Raw genomic sequence first — 23,188 nt, 5'->3', positions numbered from 1 at the left:
GTACAATTTTTCCATTAAAAATAGTTATGGGTACCGAGCATAAGCCTATCGTTATTCATTAATCTTTTCATAAGATAATGAAAAATTATTTATGCAGATGCATATAGACTCCATTCCAGTCGTCAGGAGGAGGAGTTTTCATGAACGCTTGACTGCGTTCATGATACATCTGATATAAATAAACATCGGGAAATTTGTTTTTTAGCAAAGCAAATTTTTTTTCTGCAGACGTCCAGTTTTGTGCGGAATACTCACCCAAAGCTTGATGGTACTCTTTGAGCTCCGTTAAAACCTCCTCAGAAACTTCATTAACCCTGCCTAGCGGTTGGTAGATAACTAACCCACTTTTTCTTCCCTTAACTGTAATTTTATCGATGATTCTCCAGACAAATTGATTTTGTCCAGTACGTGTTCCATCACTCACTAAAATATTCACCTGATAAAATTTCGTTAAATCTTGTAATCGAGAAGCAAGATTCACTGTATCACCAATGACTGTATACGCCCGGCGAAACGCTGAACCCATGTCTCCCACATTCATCATTCCTGTTGCTAAGCCAATACCGATATTCACTGCTGGCAAGTCTTTTTCTTGCATTGTTACATTAATTTCGGGTAGTTTTTGGGCTATAGTTAACGCGCAAATAATGGCATGAGAAGCATGTTCTTCATCATGTATAGGCGCCCCCCAAAACGCGACAATCATATCACCTACATATTTATCAATCGTTCCTCTAAAGCTAAAAATGATTTCCGTAACTGGCGTAAAAAAAGCATTTAATAACCGCTTCACATGAGATGCATCTAACGTTTCACTCACCCCTGTAAAATTACGTATGTCACTAAATAGAACCGTCATGTTACGTTCTTGTCCTTCCATACTGTATTGATCAGGAGATTCGATTAGTTCTTTAACATATGCTTCTGGGACATATTGACCAAACAACTGATTTATTTTTCTTTTTTGTTTTCTTTCAATGATAAATAAATAAGCATAATTCGTTATGGTAATCAGTACGATTAAGGTTAACATCAGTGCTATTGGAAGATAGAAACTTTTGGATACAAAGAGATAGATTGATAAAGCCCTAATACCGATAATACTAATTACTGCAAGAATCAACATTCCGGAAACACTCAAGAAAGAGATTAAAAAGGTAAAAAGTAATCCAATCAATACTAAATACACTCGTCCTTGAGTAGTCTTCCAATCAAATTCTGATACCAATTGCTGTCCAACAATACCTTGAACCATATTCCCTACCATCTCAACACCAGGAAACGATTGGGCAACGGGAGATTGGTGCAGATCGGCCAAAAGGATGATTGTTGAACCAATGATAGCAATGGCTCCCTGCAATTCGTCTGGGTTAATTTTACCTTGTATAACATCCGTCGCAGAATAATAATTAAGTGTCCCAATTTGTCCCCAAAATGGAATAAGAATTTGTCCGCGCGAGTTTGTAGGGATAAATACATTCCCCATTTGTATTCCATATAATTGATGATCATGAATTTTAAGTTCAATGTGCTGTGCCATTAAATAATTCATGGCCGTTGCAAGAGCTAAAGTTGGATAGAGCTTGTTCTCATAACTGGCTAACATAAGCCCATGTCGCACCGTCCCATCCAGATCAGGTACGTTGGTCACCGCACCCGCTTGGGTGGATGCATTCAGAAATAAGGGTAAACAACCGTTATATCCAGAGAATTGATGAAGGGGAAGATGATCTCTGCATAAATATTGATTCTCTGGATTAGTTAAAGGAGAAGGTAACACTCCTTTCCTAATTTGCGTGTCATTATGAAACAAAAAGCCTAATACCACATTATGCTCCATCAATGCCTGAGCCAAAATACGATCATTGTCTACTTTGGGGGCAATCTGCTCGAGCAAATTAGGTAATTGCTTTTGTTCTAGGGACAATTGAGGCATTAATTTATTTAATTCATTTTTTAAACCAATCGCATAATTTACCTCTGCCTCAGCCATAACAATATCTGTTGCAATCGTAACGACCCCATTTTTCTTTAATTGATTAATTAAATCAGCCATCTTGTCTCGAGACCAAGGCCATCGGCCTTCTTGTTGTACTGATTTATTATCAATATCAATAATAACAACTCGAGGAATTGTTTGATGAGGACGCCAGTTTAATTGAACCACTTGATCATAGGTTCGATAGTCTAATTGAGTAATAAATGAACTTAGAAGCGGGATTTGAATGACATCCGTGCAAAAAATTAGAGCCACCCAGAAGAGACCTAAAAGGATTTGTATCCATTTAGATTTCATAGCTTTCGGCGAAAAATAATAGTTCTTCTTCACGAGATATCGTCCTTAATACGCTTCGCAACAACACTGAAAGGAAGCAAAGATATAGAGCCCTATAACATCTTCGCCTCATTCTTTTGCGCCTTGTTTAAATCATAATGGTTGACGCTATCAAGTTCTATCCTAGGGCCTGGGTTCAAAAAATCAAAATGTTTTGGTCAAGAGAGTACCGATGAAACGGGTCCTAACCAAATTGATATTCTAATGCGGCTAGAGTTTGATAGCTCTGAAACACGCCACCAGCATTATAATATTTTTCTTCAACTCGAATGGTTGCATTTTTATAGGTTATGGCGATACCTCCCCCTACGCGAAAACCACTTTTATCCATATTCAATTGGGGTAGTGAACCATTAATGACGCTCGCAGGATTTATTAGTAGGCGACTATTGGAAAATTGTGCTACCTGAATTAATCCACCACTCAGAAAAGGCATTACCGTGGGCTTAATGTAATAACCCAATTCAATATTTTCCAAAATTAAAGTTGCTTTATTGGTTAATGGTTCAATCACTTGAAAGGTATCAGTAGCCGGGAAAAAATAATTATATCTTCCCGTATCAATTTGGCTGTACAACACTCCGGCATTAGCTCTCATCAGAAATTGTTTCCAGGTTTTTCTATAAATTCCATTAAAGCTAATAAACCAGTTGTTATTATTATTCGTTGCTTGAGCGATTAAGGGCGCAGGCTCTGTGGCTATCTCTGTTAAGGTAATAAACTTATTAAAACCATATCCCCCACCCAAATCAGCATAAATCTCGGGAGTAAAAATTTTAAACAAATGGCCAAAAATCGTATTATTGTGTATGGTCTGTTCTGAGGTAGTTACAGATCCAGGAGTGAGTAAAAATTGAGAAGTAAGCTCTGTATCAATCCCAAAATAATAAACACCCACCATCATAGTCTGGCCTAGAGAAACATGGTCTGCTCCTGCCGAATAGAGATTTGAATGTCCATTATATCGGTTAAAATTGGTCCCTGAAGTCGAATCAAAATTAAAATCGGTATATCCATACAGAAATTCTGGCGTTATTTTTCTAAGAAATTCTGAACTCTTTGCTTGATTGGTTGTACCATCCTTTGACAGCGTATTTGCATTGAGACAAAATCCGCTAAATATCAAAAAAACAGATAAAACTAATGACTGAATTTTCATCACATCCAAATTCCTTTTTAGAGAAGGTATAAACTTTTAGACTATAAGTAATCTTTCACGACCCTTGTCATCCTGAGTTCACCATAAATGATCTCCGGATTTTAGCCATATCATAATGCTGATACTACATAACCAGAGAGCTTTCACTGCGTTCGAGTTGACATAGTCCAGTGTAGGTTTCGTGTATAATCATATGCTTAAACATACAATTGCACAAGAACTGAGACACAGAGATAAAGGACATTATAATTCTTTGGAACATTTTACTTACGCTTAAATCCCAAAGCGCGTAAACGAGCATCAATTGAAGGATGTGTTGCAAAAGCGCTGCTTAAAGATTTAACCGGTTGCATATCAGAAGGATCAAAGAGATATGATGCCTGCCTTACCTGTTCGTGAGGCGTATTACCATATTCTTGAGTATACTCTTCAGCATGTTGCGCATGATCATCGCTAATTTTGAGGAGCGCCCGCGCTAAAGGCTCATTGTCACGCATTAATTCCACACAACCCGCATCAGCCATGTATTCACGTGTTCGACTTAAGAATAAAGTTAACAGGACAGTAATTAAAGGTAAAACATAACGAAGGACCACTATAACCATTAACAGGCGGTTATCTTCACGTCTGTCGTTGCGCCTAAATAATGCTGAATAAAACAAAATATCGACTACAATCAAAAGAATATTACTTAAAACCGCCACCATCAAAGTTAATTTAATGTCATAATGACGAATGTGGCTTAATTCATGAGCCATCACCGCTTGCAATTCTGCTCTGTCTAATTTTCCTATTAAACCTCGAGTAATTGCTACCATTGCCGATTTTTCACTGTAGCCACTTGCAAAAGCATTCATATAATCTGCTTCGATAATAAAAACCTTGGGCATATACTGCAAGCCCGCAGCAACTTTCATTTCCTCTACCACATTATATAATTGTTGCTCGAGTAAATTTTGGGCTGTTTTGGGGGTTATTTCACGATATTCCGTACCTAATAGCATGATGCGATCGTAAAATGCATACGTTATCATTAATGACACTACCGCAAAACCAACCATAAGAATAGTCGCATAAGGAATAACTTTCAGCTGAATCAATGCGAGGAAACATTGCTCAAGAGTAACTTGCGGGTAAGTTGTATGCAAAATAAATAGATCGGCAATGAAGCCTACAGCAAAATAAATCGCAATAAAAATAGCAATCACTGATCGTGTCTTGCGTTTATTTAACCGTATTTGCTCGCGCCAATTACCTACGCCGCCGTGATACTCTTCAAGCCCCATATCCTATACTCAAAATTTTACGGTATAGTCTTCTTTTGCCTGGATCTGCTCTTCAGGAAGTCCCCAATAAACAAAATCTTTATCTAAAGAGGAAGCAAAGAAAGAGACTACCATGGATTCAAAGAACGATTTCTTTTTGGCATTATAACGCTCTATACCATCGTTATAAGCTTGCTTCGAATAAGCTAACTTATTTTCAGTATTGACAATTTCTTCCTGCAATTGCATTACATTCTGACTTGCTTTTAAATCAGGATATCGTTCAAATACTACATTAAGTCCAGAAGCAATCTGGGAAATTTGATTCTCTGCAGCAATACGCCCTGCTTCATCCCCCGCAGCTTTAGCTGCTTGAGCCTGATTACGCAAAGCCACCACATCTTTCAGTGTAGTTTGTTCGTAATCCATATATTTTTTTACAGCTTCAATCAAAGATTCAAATACTTTGAAACGACGATCTAACTGGATATCGATTTGTTTTTTGTCGTTATTAATCGCTTCGATTAAGTGAATTAAGGTATTGTAAACACCTATAGCCCATATTAATAAAAGTACTACAATAATGATAAGAACAATAAAAAAAGTACCCATTTTTCTTCCTATGCAAAATTTCCTACAATTTAGTTATAGATCGAAAATATAAAAAAAAACAGTAAGCGCTTTTTAAATATTTCGAGGTTGAACAAAAGCGTATGATTTTTGAGCACCGAAAAGGGGCAGACAAATACCAGGGCATTCTGAGTAATCGGCTCCATACTGTAGCACGGTTTTCGCTGGGATAGGAACGCCCTGGCTGCACTTTGGGATGATGTGCCTATTGGAATTGGAGAGGATTTTTTACTCCCAAAACATAAGAGTAGAACTGATGAATAAAAGTAGGATCGGCTGGTGTATCCATTTTTCATCTTATTATTTGTGTTGGATAGCCTGTTTTTATTTTGCAGCACAAAACGATGTATATCTTGGTCCAATTATTGGCTTTCTAATCATTGCCGTGCAAATCTTATGGCAATTAATTAATCGATTGCCTTATTTAAATGCCCTGTTTTTTGCATTTCTTATTGCATTTATTGGTTCGCTTACAGACACAATTTGGCTTCATCAAAACTATATTTATTTTAAAGCAAATCCCTTTAGTTCCTATTTTACAGCCCCATGGATGATTTGTATTTGGTTAAGTTTCGGATTAAATCTGATTATTCTTAATGAAAAATTCACACGTTACTATTTCATTTGGTTTCTACTGATTCTTTTTTTGATGCCTTTTGCTTATAAAATTGGCGCATCGTGCAATATCGTCGTCATTGAAAAAAGCTACCCCTTTTATCTTTCGGTGGGGATTACCTGGGCATTACTCCTACCAATCAGCTTTTATGCATATAATTATTTAAAAAAAACGAATCGTATTGAGGCATAATTCGGTTGCAGGTCACCCGAACGCAGCAAGGAGTCTCCACAATGCAGCACCGTGTTACAATGGGAAACCACTTGCTCTGTTTGAGATGGGGCGGGGGTAGGAAAACTCATCGTGTAGCCAAAATAGGCTTCAAAAATTGCCCTGTATAAGAAAGCTCGCATTCGGCAACCTGTTCTGGCGTACCCGTTGCCACGATACGTCCGCCTTTACTTCCTCCTTCTGGCCCCAAATCAATAATCCAATCCGCCGTTTTGATCACATCCAAATTATGTTCAATAATCACAATGGTATTGCCTTGTTCCCGCAAGCGAAATAATACCGATAACAACTGTTTGGTATCATGAAAATGCAATCCAGTTGTTGGTTCATCAAGAATATATAGAGTGCTTCCTGTATCTCGCTTTGACAGCTCACGCGACAATTTGATTCGCTGTGCCTCCCCACCGGAAAGGGTAGTCGCACTTTGCCCTAACTTGATATAAGACAAGCCCACATCCATCAGAGTTTGACATTTTCTGGCTAATGCCGGAATTGCTGCGAAAAAATGGCTTGCATCTTCAACCGTCATTTCTAAAACTTCATGAATGTTTTTGCCTTTGTATTGAATATCAAGAGTTTCTCGATTGTAACGCTTGCCTTTACATACATCGCATGACACATAAATATCAGGCAAAAAGTGCATCTCGACTTTAATAAGTCCATCGCCCTGACATGCTTCACAGCGCCCCCCACGCACATTAAAGCTAAACCGTCCAGGCTGATAACCCCGTGCCCGAGACTCAGGAGTTGCGGCAAATAATTCGCGAATATGAGTAAATATTCCAGTATATGTAGCCGGATTAGAACGCGGAGTCCTGCCAATCGGACTCTGGTCAATATCAATCACCTTATCGCATAAATCTAAACCCGTGATTTCTTTAACGGAACCAGGAGTAAATAAACTGGCCCTATTTAATAGATTTGCGGCACTTGGATATAAAGTGTCATTAATTAAACTGGATTTTCCGGAACCCGAAACCCCGGTAATACAAGTAAGCAAACCCAAAGGAATACTGACATCGACATCGTGTAAATTATTACAAACCACCCCTTTTAAATGAATCATTTTTTCGGGATTAATTGGCCGGCGGTTTTCAGGAATTGCGATGGATTGTTTCCCAGATAAATATTGACCCGTCAATGAAGCTGGAGATTGCATAATTTCTTGAGGTGTCCCACGGGCAACAATTTCCCCGCCATGAACGCCAGCGCCAGGACCTATATCCAGAACAAAATCAGCACTACGAATCGCGTCTTCATCATGTTCCACCACAATGACCGTATTTCCCAGATTCCTTAAGTGCATTAATGTTTTTAATAAGCGATCATTATCTCTTTGATGCAAACCAATGGAGGGTTCATCCAAAATATACATCACCCCCACTAATCCCGAGCCAATTTGACTGGCTAAACGAATACGTTGGGCTTCCCCTCCTGACAATGTTTCAGCACTACGTGTTAAAGAGAGATAATCCAGGCCTACATTGACCAAAAACCCTAATCGCTCAACAATTTCTTTGTTAATCTTTGCTGCAATTTCACCTTTATAGCCGGTCATATGCAAATTTTTAAAAAATACATAGGCTTTTTCGATCGAATAAGCGGTAACTTCAGGTAAATTTTTGTTATCAATAAACACATTCCGGGCGGATTCACGCAATCGTGTTCCTTGGCAACTCTGACATGGGCGAGATGATAAATATTTAGCAAGTTCTTCACGTATCATTCCCGAATCGGACTCCCGATAACGTCGTTGCATGTTAGGAATAATGCCTTCAAAAGGATGCCGCTTGACCATATACCCACCATTGGGCCTATGATAATGAAAATCGATAACCTCATTTCCCCCATATAAAACAATTTGACGCACTTCCTCAGGCAAATCACAAAATGCAGTATGAATATCAAAACCATAGTGTTGTGCAAGCGATTCGAGCATTGAAAAATAATAAGTCGTTTTCTTATCCCAACCACGAATAGCCCCTTCGGCCAAACTGGCTGTTTGATCATGAACAACACGATCCGGATCAAAAAACTGATCAACACCCAATCCATCACAAGAGGGGCAAGCACCAACTGGATTATTGAATGAAAAAAGTCTGGGCTCTAATTCACTTAGGCTGTATCCACATTCTGGGCAAGCAAATTTGGAAGAAAAAACCAGATCATCAAATTGATTCTCCATAGAAGCAACAATTGCAAGGCCCTCTGCCAAATTTAAAGCATTTTCAAAGGACTCGCTTAAACGCTGCGCAATGTCAGGCCTGACTTTAAAACGATCCACCACAACTTCAATCGTATGCTTAGTACGCAGACCCAGTTTAGGAGGCGAATCCAATTCATAGAGTTCTCCATCAATTCGAGCACGTACATAGCCTTGAGCTTGTAACTGCTGTAAAAGCTGGACCTGCTCTCCTTTGCGTTCTCGCACAACCGGAGCCAAAATCATCACTTTACTGTCCGTAGGCAAAGCAAGTACTTGATCCACCATTTGACTAATCGTTTGCGCATGCAAACTAACGTGATGCGTAGGACACCGAGGTTCGCCCACACGTGCGTAGAGTAACCGCAGATAATCATATATTTCAGTAATGGTCCCGACTGTCGAGCGAGGATTGTGCGACGTTGCTTTTTGCTCAATGGAAATTGCCGGTGATAAACCCTCGATTGAATCCACATCAGGCTTTTCCATCATCGATAAAAATTGTCGCGCATAAGCAGAGAGCGATTCGACATAACGACGCTGCCCCTCAGCATACAATGTATCAAAGGCTAACGAGGATTTCCCTGAACCGGATAACCCCGTAATTACAATGAGTTGATCGCGGGGTAAATCCAGGTCAAGATTTTTAAGGTTGTGGGTTCGTGCACCACGTATGGTGATAGTATGCATAAAATTCGATAATTTTGGTTTAAGACAGATTAGTTATGGTTTAATTATTTGCGGCTTCGAAAAATCTAATTATACGTCAAAAAAATAGAGCGTATAGATCAAATAAGTATTTTTACTTTGGAAACAGATCAAAAATAATTTTTTATTTTAGCACATTTTTACACAGAAAAAATGAAATTGTTAGACTCCTGTTTCTAATTTACAGAGTGTACTACAATAAAAGACTTAACCTCTTCATTTTAAAAACTTTAAAGGATTTTAAATATGAATACGCTTTTGCAAAGGATATTGCTATGGCTCGTACTTTTCATATCTCCATATGCTCTTTATGCACAAAATGATTATACACAGAATGATGCAGAAGTATGTCAGTGGGTGAAAAAAATTCTATTGAGTACCTTATCCGTAGATTACAATTATGACTCAAGTAATGATACAGAATTACATAAAAATTATACGGGAAATGCCTGGAATGCCTTAACCGACTTCCTGGGCAATTATCTTGAGGTGATCAAAAACCAACAACTCACACTTCACCCCACATTGATTACAGAGCCCTATATCGCTGAAAAAGGTATCGCTTTAAATATTCATTATTGGCGCGTTAATGAAGTGGTCTCAATTCCTGAATTAAATCTTACGATTGCTTTTTCCCTCATAGTTATTGAAGCAAATCCACTGCCTCATGGACATTTGCTCATTCAAAGTATGGATATGGTAAAAAAGGAAAACCAATGAACATGTTGACTCGTTTTAAATTCTTTCTTTGGAAATTTAGTCATTTTCAAGTACCCCTGATCGGCTACTTAAAACCCCGGCTCATAAAACTTACCGATACTGAAATCATTATTTGCCTCCCTTTAAATCGGCGCAGTCGTAATCATTTAAATTCCATGTATTTCGGCGCTCTCAGTGTTGGTGCTGATTTAGCGGGAGGTTTACATAGTTTTTATCATGCAAGCCAAAAAAAATTAAATCCTTCTATTGTTTTTAAATCATTTCAGGCCCAATTCCTACGCCGCCCTGAGTCTGATGTTTATTTTGTTTGTGATGAAGGAGCAAAAGTCGAAGCCATGTTAGAGGAGTCTCAAAAAACTGGGGAACGAATAACTCAACCTATCCAGATCAAAGCCTATACAGATTACCCGGCTTTCACGGAGCTGGCTGCAGAATTTACTTTGGAATTATCCGTAAAAATACATTCAAAATCCCTGTAGCATAAACAATAGAGACAGAAGTTATTATTGTTTTATCTACAATTTCAGTCGAAAATATTATCAAGTTGAGATATTATTAGTACCGACTTAGTAATGCCCAATAAAATAATTGATGATTAGGCTACTGTAAATGATATTTGAAGAATATGTAAAATTATTAGAGTCATTTAAGAAAAACCAGATATCTAAAATACTGGAGCAAATTGACACTAAAATTTTCGACATTCTATACAGCAAACATGTTAGTCCTCTAATAGTTCCTTATTTTCCTCGCTACGAGCTTTGTTTCATGTCGGATGAAACAGAATTAAAAGATAAAAACATCTACATAAGGGAAAAAAATGGAAAAATTGCCTATTCAGTAATTATTCCCTGTGAGGAGGGGGCTAAAGATAGAAGGGAGGTTAAAGATGTTGTTTTAACAGAGCTCGACGCACCAATCCCTTTTAAATACAACATTGGCTTAATGACCCGCGGCTTAGTCCCTGAAAAAGGCTCTTTTTATGCCCGTATAATTGATGCAGGCCTTGAATATACCGTTATTGATCCACAAGGAAAATTGATAACGTCGATAATAAAAAAAGAAGAATTAAAGCTTAACTTACGCTCAGGTTTTTCACCTAAGGATCTTGAGCCTTTTATGCCCGAAATTCTCAAAATTACATCAAAAAGAAATCACACCCTTCCTTTTACACCCGATGCATTTAGAGCGCGTGTATTATCAGCGGCAGCAAGAAATGGTCATATTCAGTGGGCTCCTTTTAGCAACTATGATCTGGACCCTGATAATATTTCTCAAATTAAAAAACTAATCAATGCACTCTATCATGCGCGTCTTACATTTTTAGATTTGGAAAATATTGATGTTAGAGATCTTAAGCGCAGTTATACTGATCTGACTTTACTCTACGGTAAAACAATTAATTCAGCTTATGAAGCAAGTTATCTGCTTACTCATTTAGACGTTGATTTGACAGACATGTTTAATGAGGAGTTAGCCCTTATTTTGCCTGTATTCAGTCAAATTCAAGCGTTTGCAGACAACCATGCAAAAGAACAAAAGGCTTTTGTCCAAGCGCTTAAACCTACGCCATTAGCATCGCAAATAGGGGAAGTAGCCGGAATCGCCGTCGATCAACTGCGCCCCATTAGTAGTGATGTGGATTATAATTTTCTGGCTCAGTTCAGTGCCGTTTTACCGAGTTATATTGATAAATTAACTCATTACATAGAACAATATTCTTCACAGATAAAAAAATCAGAACCTAAACTGAACCAAGAAAAGCTGGCCGAACTGCAAAAAGCAGCACTAAGCCTCCTAAATGATATAGAAAATTTAAAAGGAAACCGCTTTTTTCTTTCATTTAAATTTTTAAATTATATCCACATAATTAGTAATCTAATTACTTTATCGATGAGCACTTTAGAACAAATTGGAGAGCTCAGTGAATCATCTCAAGATCTAGTTCGCGATAAATTAGCGCAGCTTAAGTACACTTTGTTACCCACTTTATTTGGTTTTGTTGATAAAATTGAAGACAACGCCATGTTAAAGCCTGGCACTTTGTCTGTTCCTTTAATGGAAAAAATCAAAGTTTTATACGAAAAAATACTTTACCTGCCCAAAAAGGCAATTGATTTTAAAGAGAAAGGAGCGGATTTACTGGAAATAGAAGATCCGCGCTTTATCGAATTAAGATTAGAAATGACGTATAAAAGGATCGATAAAGACAATAAATCATTACATAAAATTAAAAAAGCAAATACCGCATGTAAAGAATTTTTTGAACTGTTACAAGATCCTCGTTATAGAAATCTTCGTTTGTATCAACTCCCTTCAGAGGTTAAAGAAGAGCTTGTAAAGCTCTATAAGCTTATTAAGCCTTATATGGCCCAACTCGACATCGATTTAAATGAGGTCATAATCTCGAGATTAACAGGTCCTGAAAAAGAAGGTTGGTACTCTTTTATGGGCTCGAGCATAAGCAAGTTAAAAAGACAACTTCCTTCAGACCATATCAGTTTTGTTTTGAAAAAAGAAAATGCGTTAAAGAATTTAATTACTAAAGATGAAAACAGTAAGGTTTTTCATATTAAATTAAATAAAGACCTTATTGATTCGGTGCACAAAAAAGCAAATTTAGTTTTATTTCCTTACAGTGAAAAAGCAAATGTGTATACGGTTGATGAATCAATACCGCTGCAAGTTGAATCAAAGCAAGATAAGACATCAAGGATTAGCAAAAGCAGATTTCTGCAGATCCAAGCTGCTTATTTGCGTTTTGTCCATCTAGTAAAAGAACAAATTGACGCAAAACCAGGCTCCTATGAAAAAAATTTGGATCTAAGCAAACTCGATGATGCTGTAAAAGCAGAGTGCCAACAATTATTTAAAGTGTTTCAACCGTACTTGGGATCTATGACCTCCACTGAGTGTAAAGACTCAGCAAAAAATCTTGAACTCTATCTAGCCGATTTATTTGCACAGAATCCGATCACCAATATCCCCCTAAAAAGTTCTTTTCTCAGTCTGGATAAAAATATCCAAAGCTTTTTTGATTACATCAATTTTGAGTGGTTCAATAAAGATGAGTTCCAGAACATTCGTACCGCCTACACACAATTTTCTCAAATAATAAAAAAGCAGATCGAAGAAAAACCCCAGCTCTACGGTAATAACTTGCTGTTAACCAGTTTTGATAACGAGACAAAAAATAAGTGTCTTCAGTTATTTCAAGTCTTCCAGCCCTATTTTAAATTGGGAATACCACGAGAGCTTAAAGAGGCTGCTCAAAATTTTGAAAAATATTTGGCTGCATTCCTTGCCAATAAGCCAGTAGAAATATTAGAAGCGCCCCCTGTATCCTTGTTTTTACAATTGGATAAACATACCCAGGACTCCTTTGCCAAATGGCAGGATAAAAGCCAAACATTTTATGATTTCGCCAATGCGCGATTTCTTGATGAGAAAGAATCGGAGGCTCTGAAGAGTAAACGAGAAAAAGATGCAAAACTGCTTTTTAAACAAGTAGAAGACGATAAATTGCTGCATGATCTTGATCAATTAAATTCGGATCAAGCTCTTGAAATCTACCAATGGTATCAAAATAAGCATAATAAATTCCTGGTTGTGACCAATGCATATTCTCAATTTCTCGAGTTGCTCCATAAAGTAATAAAAGACAACCCTCAAATTCGAAAAAACATATCGTTGTTAAGTTCTCTTAAACCAGGAGTAAAAGCTCAACTACGCAATTTATATAGTATTTTTCAACCCTACTTAATTTGTGCCCTCCCCCCCGAACAGCAAGAAGATGCGATAAATTTTGATAAATATTTGGTTGCCAGTTTATCAAACAGAACGGTATATCGCAGGGATGCTCCACCTGTACTAATGTTCTTAGGATTAAAAGACCATTTCCGGGATACCTTTATTCGCGTCACTAAAGAATGGAAACGAAGAAAGGAGCGTTTTTATAACTTAGCTCAAGATAAATTTACTCTCGAAAATGACGCAGCAGTACTTAAAGCCGATCCCAAAACAGGTAGAGAACACTTTGTTATCCAACATACTAATTATTCCAAATGCATTCATGCATTCAGACAATCTTTATTTGAGGTAACAAAACTATTTAACTCTTCAATGCAGCAGGCATTAACTCCCTATACACCACCAAAAATCATAGATATTTCACCAATTGGCATGTTTAAAGAGGCCGTGCAAACTGTATTCCCTCCCTCATTAGTACCATTCCCTGAAATGGAGGATAATAACAAGCGATTGAGTCAAAGCAGACAAGTCTGTGCATTAAAAGACATTTTTAACAGTTTGTTCCATTTGGAAGGAATTGTTCATGAGTTAGAAAATTTAAATAATCAAAGTATTAAAACTCAATACGTACGTTATTTATTACAAGCCTATGAGCATCTCAATGAAATCATTAAGTCAGCACAGCGTTTGGCTGAAGATCCGCACTTAAGGTTCATAGCTCGTGATTTACTTAATAAGGCCCAGGATCTTTATGCCACATTCCAGGAACATTCCGATGCATACCAAGTAGCACCAGAACAAGTCTCCTACGGAGCAGCTAAAGTTCAATACAACGCACTTTGGTATATTATTAATGCCTTTTATATTAGCCCTAAACATATTCGCGCCTTAAATAATACAAATTATCTAACTACTGAAGAACTTGATGAGTTACATTTTCGCGCCAAAAAATCAACTTCAATTATAGAAGGCTTGATTAATAATTCTAATTCCTATTTTAAATTGTTCCTGCAATCCCCCAATATGATTTATCTTTACCAGGAACTCACAGCAAAGCTGAATGAATTTACCAGCACTTCTCATGACGCCATAATGGATAATATGGAAAATATGCGATCAAGCATATTTACACCAATGCTTCTTGAGGCAGATCGCTGGGAAAACCGATTAGGACTCTCACCAGGAATTTTATCCGGCCCCTTAAGGCAAATTACTAATGAGTTTTTTAAAGGTCTAGTGCATCCACTGCCACTGAGTAGTTTGGATTCCAAAACACGCATCCGATTAATATATGATAAAGAGCCACTAGAAAAAAGAATTAGTCTGGCTACAAAACAGATCAAAAGAAACCAAAAATATCTCAAAAAAATAGATAAAGACTACAAAGATATTGAAAATCTATACTATTGGTATCGTCAAGTAACTACCCCACTTGATTTTTTTGATTTTGCCACTCCCCAACCGCAAGTTGAGCCAACTAACGCAAAAATGGAGTTATGTGCTGCTTATAAAAAAGCCCTACCCAAACTAGCGCAACTAAAACGGAATAAAAAGGTCGAAATTGCTTCAAGCCCATACCCTGAACATCATAGGCTGGATGGGCTATGTAATTCTGGACTGAAAGCATATGATCCTCATTTTACCGAAATCGAAGCGTTAATCGTTGCTAGCCATCATTATTACTTGGGTTTAAAAGCAACGCATCAAATGCGACTAGAAACTACAGAAGAGCATTTAGCTTATCTCAATAGTTTAGAGCCAATCCAAGAGCAAGAAAAACTGTCTTTCATTGAAGAGTATACTACTGAATCATTCGAAAAAAATCTTGAAGCAAAGTGTAATCCCATAGACTTGCAATTTACGGATCAAGAATACGTTGCTGAGCTTAAAGCCTATTTAATGAAACTCAAAGATGAAATAATTGCGAAAGCAAAAGTGTCTAAGAATATTGATCGAAGTATCGAAAAGCTGTTGGAAATAGAAATCAGTAAATTTGAGAAAAAATACTATGCTGAATACTATCATCTTGATACGGTACAAGTGGCTCTGGCTCAATTTAAAACTTATTTCAAAGATTTGAAAGCCGCCAGCCGCAATAGAAATTCTATATTTGAAAGCAAAGAAACTTTAAATAAAAAATCTAAGTGCATTCGCCTTTTAGATGAAATTGCCCGCAATAAAACACTAAAGGTACAAGAACGCATACAGCAAATAAAATTACAGGTTGAAAATCCCAATTTCTCAAGAATTATGCTAGCGCATAAGCAAGTGGATACTTTTAGTTGGACTTACTTAAAAATGTGCTTTTTATCCCTGCTCGAAGCATTGAACTTATATACACCAACTCGACAAAAGCTCCTCGATAATATTAATGAAGCCGTGCACAATCCACCTGAAATCAAAGCGTTAACTCAACGACTTGGTCTATTTGCTGCAAATACTGCTAAAGATGCCGATGCAAAAAGATATGAAGCCCCCGCAATGCCTGCCGCGACTCCCTCTGCTTGATAATATTTACCCCAAAGATTCTTCATCCTCTAAATGCTCTGCTGCAGCTATTTCTGTATGATCTGCCGCTAATAACAAATACATTGACGGCACCACAAAAAGCGTAAACAAGGTACCTATCGAAATTCCCGTTGCGATGACTAGACCAATATTATAACGGCTCTCAGCACCAGCCCCTGTAGCAAAAATCAAGGGGATAACCCCTAAAACCATTGCCGCGGTAGTCATCAAAATAGGACGCAATCGAATTGCGGCTGCGGCTTTTATGGCATCTAGCTTTTTTTGCCCACTTGCCTGTAAGTCATTGGCAAATTGCACAATTAAAATGCCATGCTTGCTGATGAGCCCAATCAGGGTAACCAGTCCCACCTCACTATAAATATTCAGTGTGGCATCACCTATCCCTAAACTGATAAAAATCATGGCTCCACAGATCGACATAGGCACACTAATCAAAACAATAAGAGGATCACGAAAGCTTTCAAACAAGGCTGACAATGATAAAAAGATAATGATTAAAGCAAAGAAAAAAGTAACAATAAGACTGGAGCCTTCCTGAATGAATTGACGTGATTGAGCAGCATAATCGATATAATAACCTTGAGGGAGAACCTGTTTGGCAATATTGGCCAGCGTATCCAACGCTTTGCCCATAGAGATACCAGGATAGGCAACCGCAGAAATTGTAGCGGAATTAAGTTGTTGAAAATGGTTTAATGATTCAGGAACAACTTGTCTTTGCAAATTAGCAACCGTGGCAAGAGGTATTGAGGCTCCCGAAGAAGTTTTTATGTAATAATTCAATATTTGATCCGGGTTTAAGCGTGTCGCCCGCATTACCTGTGGTATAACCTGATAAGAGCGTCCTGCTAAATCAAAATAATTGATATAGCCTTCACTTAAGGCGGCTCCAAATACATTGCCAAGATCTTGCATGGTCAAACCAAACTGAGATATTTTATCCTGATCTAAATTAATTTTTGTCTGTATTTGGTCGATTTTGAGATCAGGATTAATATAAGCAAAAATACCCGCCTCATCCGCTTTCTCTAAAACACGCTGTAACACAATATTTAATTTTTCAAACGTTTCTGTAGTTGTAATAACAAATTGGATGGGCAATCCACTTCCACCTCCAGGCAATGAAGGTAATTGAAACGCTGCTACCTTGGCTCCAGCAATTTTATTGAGTTCATTTTGAACCAGGGGCTCTAAATCATTGGAGGTTCGTGTGCGCTCATCCCAAGGCTTTAAAACCATACCAATGATGGATGTATTTAATCCTTGGTAACCATCAACTTGGAAAATATGATCCGTTTCTGGAAACTTTCTAAAAATGTCATTCACTGCATTGGCAGAAAGTTGTGTTTGCGCGAGAGAAGCGTTTGCTGATGCGGTCACCTGAGCAATGACAATACCCATATCTTCTTGGGGGGCCAACTCAGTCTCCGAAGTAATAAAAAGAAAATAATTACTGAAAAGGATGATGATTGCAAAGACAATAACTACCGGCAAGTGATTTAATGTAGCAGATAAAATTCGTTTATAAAAATGTTCAAGTTTTGTAAAGGAATCATCGACATACGTCATAAAACGCCCTTTAGCTGCCCCATCTCCCATTTTAAGAAATTTGGAACACATCATGGGCGATAAACTTAATGCAATTACAGCCGAAACAGTAACCGCACCCGCGAGTGAAAATGCAAACTCGGTAAATAGCGCACCGGTTAATCCACCCATAAAGCCAATCGGTAAATAAACAGCAATTAAAACTACCGTTATTGCAATAATGGGATTCGCTAACTCACGCGCGCCTATTAAAGCAGCTTTAAACCGTGTTTGTCCTTCTTCTATATGGCGTTGCACGTTTTCAACAACAATAATTGCATCATCAACTACCAATCCTATAGCCAGAACTAAAGCCAACAAAGTAAGCAAGTTAATTGAATACCCCAAAATGAGCATTATCCAAAATGCCCCAATCAAAGATAAGGGAATAGCAACTATGGGAATAACAACCGAGCGAATTGAGCCAAGAAAAATAAAAATGACAACAGTTACGATTAAAAAAGCCTCTAATAAGGAAAAGATTACTTCATTTATCGAAGAATTCACAAATAAACTGGCATCATATACAATTTTTCCCTGTAAACCTTGGGGAAATTGTTCCTGGATACTGGGAAATATTTTTTTAATCTCATTAATTACGGTCAAAAGATTGGCTGAAGGTGCAACTACAATCCCAATATATACTGCTGTTCGCCCATCAAAACTCACTGCAGAATTATAATTTTCTGCTCCCAGACTGACGTTAGCCACGTCTTCCAAACGAATAATCGCCCCATTTTGAGCTTTAATAACCATTTTCTTGAATTGGTTTACATCCGATAGATTAGTGCCCGCAGTAAGATTTTGGATGAACATTTGCCCATCAGTACGGCCCACTGCTGAAATAAAATTATTATTTGCAAGAGCAGTTCCAACTTCTGCTGCGGAGATTCCATATCCTGCAAGTTTAACGGGATCCAACCACGCGCGCAGGGCAAAAGTTTGATTCCCTAGAATTTGAGCATTTTGAACCCCATTAACTGCCTGTAATTTAGGCTGTACTACCCGAATTAGATAGTCTGTAATTTTATTAATCGGTAATTCATCGCTATAAAAACCAATATACATAGAATCAATGGTTTGTCCTACTGAAACGGTGATGACTGGTGTTTGTGCGTTTTTGGGAAGTTGATTCAGTACTGCATTCACTTTAGTAGTAATGTCGGACAAAGCTTTTAGTGGATCATAATTGAGAAGAAGGTTTACTGTGATCGTACTCGTACTCGGAGAGCTGATGGAAGTCATGTAATCAATTCCATTTGCTTGAGCAATGGAGTTCTCTAGTGGAGTAGTAATAAAACCAGCAATAATATCAGGATCTGCACCAGTATAAGTGGTAGTTACAGTGACAATAGCATTTTCAGTAAATGGATATTGCATTATGGGTAAAGAACCAATAGAACGTAAGCCCATTGCTAAAAGCATCAAGCTGATCACCGTAGCCAGTACAGGTCTTTTAATAAAAATATCGGTAAACCGCATTATCTAATCCTTAGATTATTCTTTATCTAAACTGCTTACGTCATGGTTCATCGTACCTTGGTTAAGACACAAGCCCTAACCGCGACTTATAAGTTTATTTCATGTCCTCAGCTTCCCAGATTAAGTTAGCTAAACTGGGATTGCATTATTAACGCTCAGTGACTTTTGGCGATGCCTCATCACTAGGTTGTATTGTATTATTAATAAGAACATGACTACCATTTTTAAGTTTTAATTGGCCGCTGGTTACTACAATATCACCCTCATGCAATCCTTTTAACACAGCAATTTGATCCCCCCGCGTCTCTCCAACAGTAACAAAAACCTGTTTGACCACAAGGATTGGTTTATTATTCTTATCTTTTTGATCGCTTTGTTTCACCAAAAAAACAATATCACCATAGGGATTAAAACTAATCGCTGACTGGGGTAAGGTCAGATGGCTTTGTTTTGCCCCAGTTTCTACTTCAACACGAGTAAACATACCTGGTTTCAACAAATAATCAGGATTAGAGATAGTCGCCTCTACCTGCACATTACGAGTTGCGCTATCGACAATAGGTTCTATAGTGGTAATTTTTCCCAAAAATACTTTCTCGGGAAAAGTATCAGTAACAACTTTCACAGTTTGTCCCAATTTTAACTGAGCTAACTCTTGTTGTGGCAAATAAAAATCAGCATAAAGAGGATCTAATGCCTGTAATGTGGTTACCGTGTCCCCTACGTTAAGATATTGTCCTGGGTTAATGTTGTTGATACCTAATTGACCTGCAAAAGGTGCGCGAATTGTCTTTTTTTGAACAGTTGCTGCTTGTTGGGCAACTTGAGCCTCCAAATTCCTGAGATTCCATTCATCAGTATCTACCGTTTGCCTACTCACTGCCCGAACCGCATATTGTGCCTTATCACGCTTATAAGTAATTTTTGCTAATTCAACCTGTGCTTGTAATGACCGTAATTGTCCCTGTTCTGCATCGGCATTTAATTGCGCTAAAACAGTCCCCTTTTTGACTAGAGCTCCTGGGGTAAACAAGATTGTTTGCACCATACCCGCCAGCTCTGTTGTAACATTCACACCTAGCCGTGCACGCAAACTCCCCACCGATTTCAGAGTAGGTTGCCACAAGGAAGCTTCGACTTTCATGGTAGACACGGTAACTGCAGGTGATTTCATCTGCAGAAAATATTGGTTCATCATATAGTTACCAATTGCCTTCCAACCAAAAATCAAGCCAAACAAAATGCCCACTGCAACCAGCATAATAATTATTTGTTTTTTTAAAAATATCTCTTTCATCATAGACACTCTTTGACACACCAAGGTTTATGCCACCAGCCCCCGCCTAACGCCTGGAATAATGCGGCCGTATCACTGTAACGCACAGCTTGTGCCTGAATACGATTAATTCGAGCCTGTTGGTACTGCTGTTGCGCGTTTAATAAATTAATATAACTTACCCCACCTAACCGATATTGTTTGAGGGTGAGATTTAGGGAAGCACGTGCTGCATCTTCAGCCTTAATCTGCGCTTGTAATGTGCGCGCATCTACTTCCAAACCTCTTAAAACATCGGCTACATTTTGAAAAGCTTGCAGTACAGTTTGTCGGTACTGAGCCCAAGCTTGCTGATAGGCTGCGATCGCCGCCCGTCGCTGTGCCAGTAATGCCCCTCCATGAAATAAAGGTTGCATCACCTGGGGCGCTACAGACCACACATTATTTTTTGCACTATAAAGGCCTGAAAAGGTAGTACCAAGCCATCCCTCATTGGCATTTAGAGTAAATTGAGGGAATAAATTGGCTGTTGCTACACCGATATTAGCGCAAGCCTGATGAAGCGATGCTTCCGATGCACGCACATCGGGGCGTTGACGAACAAGATTCGAAGGTAAGCTTACCGGTAACTCAGTAGGTAATTTTAATCGGTCTAAACGAATAACTGGTAAGGGTTCATCTGGAAATGTGCCCACGAGTGCCGCTAAGGTATGTTTGGCTTGTGATAAACTTTTTTGTAATGGGGGTAATGTTGCTTTTGATTGTTCGAGCAAGGTTTGTTGCGTCAATATATTTGCTTGAGACACGCCCCCCAAACGATACTGATTATTTAAAATATCAAGAATCCCTTGCTCCGCCTTAATAAGGTCAAGAGTTGCATCAATTTGCGCTTGATATGATGCAATGGCTACTGAAGTAGTAACGATATTAGCAGTCAGGGTCAAGTACGCAGCAATTACTTGAAATTGCTGATAATCAACCTGGGCACCTAATGCTTCAATTTGACGCCGCGCACCACCAAAAACATCTAAAGTATAAGATAAATTGAATGAGGTATAATAGATGGTAAATATGGCGGTTTCATTCGGGATACCAATTTGGGCACCGGAGTAACGTTGGGTTTCCATGAGGTTCGTGACATCGACTGAAGGAAACATTGAATTACCAATTTGTTCCTTTAAGTTTTCCTGAGCTTGACGCAAAGCAGCAGATGCTGCAGCTAAATTAGGGCTATGTGCTAACCCTTTACGAATGAGCTGATTAATCTCTGGAGAACGATACAATTCCCACCACAATAAAGGAATGTCCTCATTAGTGATAAAAGCTTGTGCTTGACCACCTGCACCGCGAGTAGCTACAGTTTTTTTGGGTAGAGGTGTTTCCGTAAGTCTTTTGACTTTGGGTGGCGTGGGTGACTGAAAATTAGGGCCAACCTTGCACGAGGTTTGCAGAACGGTGCTCAGCAAAACCAAAATAAATACACTTACATGTTGTCTCAGGTTAAACACTAACCACAATCCTTTGCGAATCATTCAACGAATAATGGTTAATTTATCATGGAATGGAAAGGGTTGACAGTGTAATTGTTATCTCCATTCCAACACCCCATATTTGATTAACAAATAACCACACAGTATAATGCGCCTCTATTATCTTCCATTTCTCGAAAATTTCGAGTATCTCGATGGAAGCAATAAAGGAATTGAGTATGCCAACTGTAAAAATTACAGGAATGGGACGTTATCTACCCCGAAAAAAAGTTCTATCGTCAGAACTGGATAGTCAACTAAATTTACCCGCCGGAAGTGTACAAAAAAAATCTGGCTTGATTTCACGCCACTTTGCTTCCCCTGATGAAACAACTTCTTATATGGGAGCACAGGCTGCATTGATTGCAGTACAGCAAGCCAATATTCAACTCACAGAGCTTGATGCCATCATCAGTGCTTGTGGGGTGAGTGAGCAAGCAATTCCTTGTACCTCTGCTTTAATTCAGAAACAATTAGGGCTAGAGCAAACTGGAATTGCTTGTTTTGATATAAACAGTACGTGTCTCAGCTTCATTACTGCCTTGGATATTGCCTCATATCTCGTTGAGGGAGGCCGATATAAACGAGTACTTATTGTGTCGAGTGACATTGCTTCAGCGGGACTAAACTGGCAAGACATGGAAACATGCACCATTTTTGGTGATGGGGCTGCAGCATGTGTACTTGAAAAAAGCGATGGAACACATCGAATTTTATCATCACATCATGAAACGCATAGTATTGGTGCCACTTTTTGCCAAATTGAAGCAGGTGGTACACGTTTGCCTGCAAAAAATCCACTGAAGAACTTGGAGCAAGGTCTTTTCTATATGGATGGTAAAAAAGTATTTAAATTAGCCGCTAAATTAGTCGATAGCCTGGTGGAAAATCTTTTATGCAAAGCCAAATTAACCATGCGTGATATTGATTGGTTTATCCCTCATCAAGCAAGCTTGCTGGCGATGCACCACATACAAAAAAGAGTGAATATCCCAACTGAAAAATTTGTTTCAATTTATTCTAATCATGGAAATCAGATTGCAGCATCTATTCCTACCGCATTATGCACTTTAATTGACAGCAAACAATTACACCGTGGACAATTAGTACTCTTAATGGGTACCGGTGCTGGTTTAGCCGCTGGTGGCATAATTATGGAGTATTAAAT

At 38.3% G+C, this 23,188-nt stretch carries 13 protein-coding genes; 5 read left to right on the top strand and 8 right to left on the bottom strand.

Annotation, left to right across the window (positions count from 1 at the left end; translation table 11 throughout):
* Positions 1–85 precede the first annotated feature (85 nt).
* From OQJ26_RS01865 to OQJ26_RS01850, 4 genes are all read right to left on the bottom strand, one after another.
* Entirely contained in the window at positions 86–2,296 is a 2,211-nt protein-coding gene (locus OQJ26_RS01865; protein ID WP_416209934.1) for a CHASE2 domain-containing protein, read from the bottom strand.
* 223 nt (positions 2,297–2,519) lie between these two features.
* A complete protein-coding gene (locus OQJ26_RS01860) occupies positions 2,520–3,494 on the bottom strand; it encodes an autotransporter outer membrane beta-barrel domain-containing protein (protein ID WP_265702225.1) in 975 nt (324 codons plus the stop codon).
* Between the two features lie 263 nt (positions 3,495–3,757).
* Positions 3,758–4,780 (bottom strand): zinc metalloprotease HtpX, encoded by a 1,023-nt coding sequence (gene htpX / locus OQJ26_RS01855; protein ID WP_265702176.1) that lies wholly within the window; start codon positions 4,778–4,780, stop codon positions 3,758–3,760.
* A gap of 9 nt (positions 4,781–4,789) precedes the next feature.
* Complete coding sequence (locus OQJ26_RS01850) at positions 4,790–5,371, bottom strand: LemA family protein (protein WP_265702175.1); 582 nt, start codon at positions 5,369–5,371, stop codon at positions 4,790–4,792.
* Positions 5,372–5,645: 274 nt separating this feature from the next.
* Here OQJ26_RS01850 and OQJ26_RS01845 point away from each other — a divergent pair, with 274 nt between their 5' ends.
* Positions 5,646–6,197, top strand: coding sequence for a DUF2878 family protein (locus tag OQJ26_RS01845; RefSeq protein ID WP_265702174.1), 552 nt, complete (start codon positions 5,646–5,648; stop codon positions 6,195–6,197).
* A 106-nt stretch (positions 6,198–6,303) separates the two neighbouring features.
* Here the strand turns inward: OQJ26_RS01845 and uvrA are convergent, their stop codons facing one another.
* Positions 6,304–9,129, bottom strand: a complete 2,826-nt coding sequence (gene uvrA, locus OQJ26_RS01840) for an excinuclease ABC subunit UvrA (RefSeq protein WP_265702173.1) — start codon at positions 9,127–9,129, stop codon at positions 6,304–6,306.
* 264 nt (positions 9,130–9,393) lie between these two features.
* Between uvrA and OQJ26_RS01835 the strand changes: the two genes are divergently transcribed.
* The 3 genes from OQJ26_RS01835 (at position 9,394) to OQJ26_RS01825 (ending at position 16,125) form a co-directional block, all read left to right on the top strand.
* A complete protein-coding gene (locus OQJ26_RS01835; RefSeq protein ID WP_265702172.1) occupies positions 9,394–9,867 on the top strand; it encodes a hypothetical protein in 474 nt (157 codons plus the stop codon).
* The gene (locus OQJ26_RS01830) at positions 9,864–10,346 is read left to right on the top strand and encodes a PaaI family thioesterase (protein WP_265702171.1); all 483 of its coding nucleotides are present in this window, start codon (positions 9,864–9,866) and stop codon (positions 10,344–10,346) included. Before OQJ26_RS01835 ends, OQJ26_RS01830 begins: the two co-directional genes overlap by 4 nt.
* A 130-nt stretch (positions 10,347–10,476) precedes the next feature.
* Entirely contained in the window at positions 10,477–16,125 is a 5,649-nt protein-coding gene (locus tag OQJ26_RS01825) for an SdhA (protein WP_265702170.1), read from the top strand.
* Positions 16,126–16,131: 6 nt separating this feature from the next.
* On the opposite strand, the gene OQJ26_RS01820 is transcribed toward OQJ26_RS01825, so the two are convergent.
* The 3 genes from OQJ26_RS01820 to OQJ26_RS01810 form a co-directional block, all read right to left on the bottom strand.
* Positions 16,132–19,215, bottom strand: a complete 3,084-nt coding sequence (locus tag OQJ26_RS01820; RefSeq protein ID WP_265702169.1) for an efflux RND transporter permease subunit — start codon at positions 19,213–19,215, stop codon at positions 16,132–16,134.
* Positions 19,216–19,363: 148 nt separating this feature from the next.
* Complete coding sequence (locus tag OQJ26_RS01815; RefSeq protein ID WP_265702224.1) at positions 19,364–20,512, bottom strand: efflux RND transporter periplasmic adaptor subunit; 1,149 nt, start codon at positions 20,510–20,512, stop codon at positions 19,364–19,366.
* Complete coding sequence (locus OQJ26_RS01810) at positions 20,512–21,999, bottom strand: efflux transporter outer membrane subunit (RefSeq protein WP_265702168.1); 1,488 nt, start codon at positions 21,997–21,999, stop codon at positions 20,512–20,514. The genes OQJ26_RS01815 and OQJ26_RS01810 overlap by 1 nt, the downstream gene beginning before the upstream one ends.
* Before the next feature lie 200 nt (positions 22,000–22,199).
* On the opposite strand from OQJ26_RS01810, the gene OQJ26_RS01805 reads away from it, so the two are divergent.
* On the top strand, positions 22,200–23,186 hold the full coding sequence (locus OQJ26_RS01805) for a beta-ketoacyl-ACP synthase III (RefSeq protein WP_265702167.1): 987 nt from the start codon (positions 22,200–22,202) through the stop codon (positions 23,184–23,186).
* The last annotated feature ends 2 nt before the right edge of the window (positions 23,187–23,188 follow it).

The organism is Legionella sheltonii, assembly GCF_026191355.1.
GTDB classification, from domain to species: domain Bacteria; phylum Pseudomonadota; class Gammaproteobacteria; order Legionellales; family Legionellaceae; genus Legionella; species Legionella sheltonii.
Note: the sequence above shows the minus strand (reverse complement) of the source record. Positions and strands in the feature narration are given on the sequence as shown.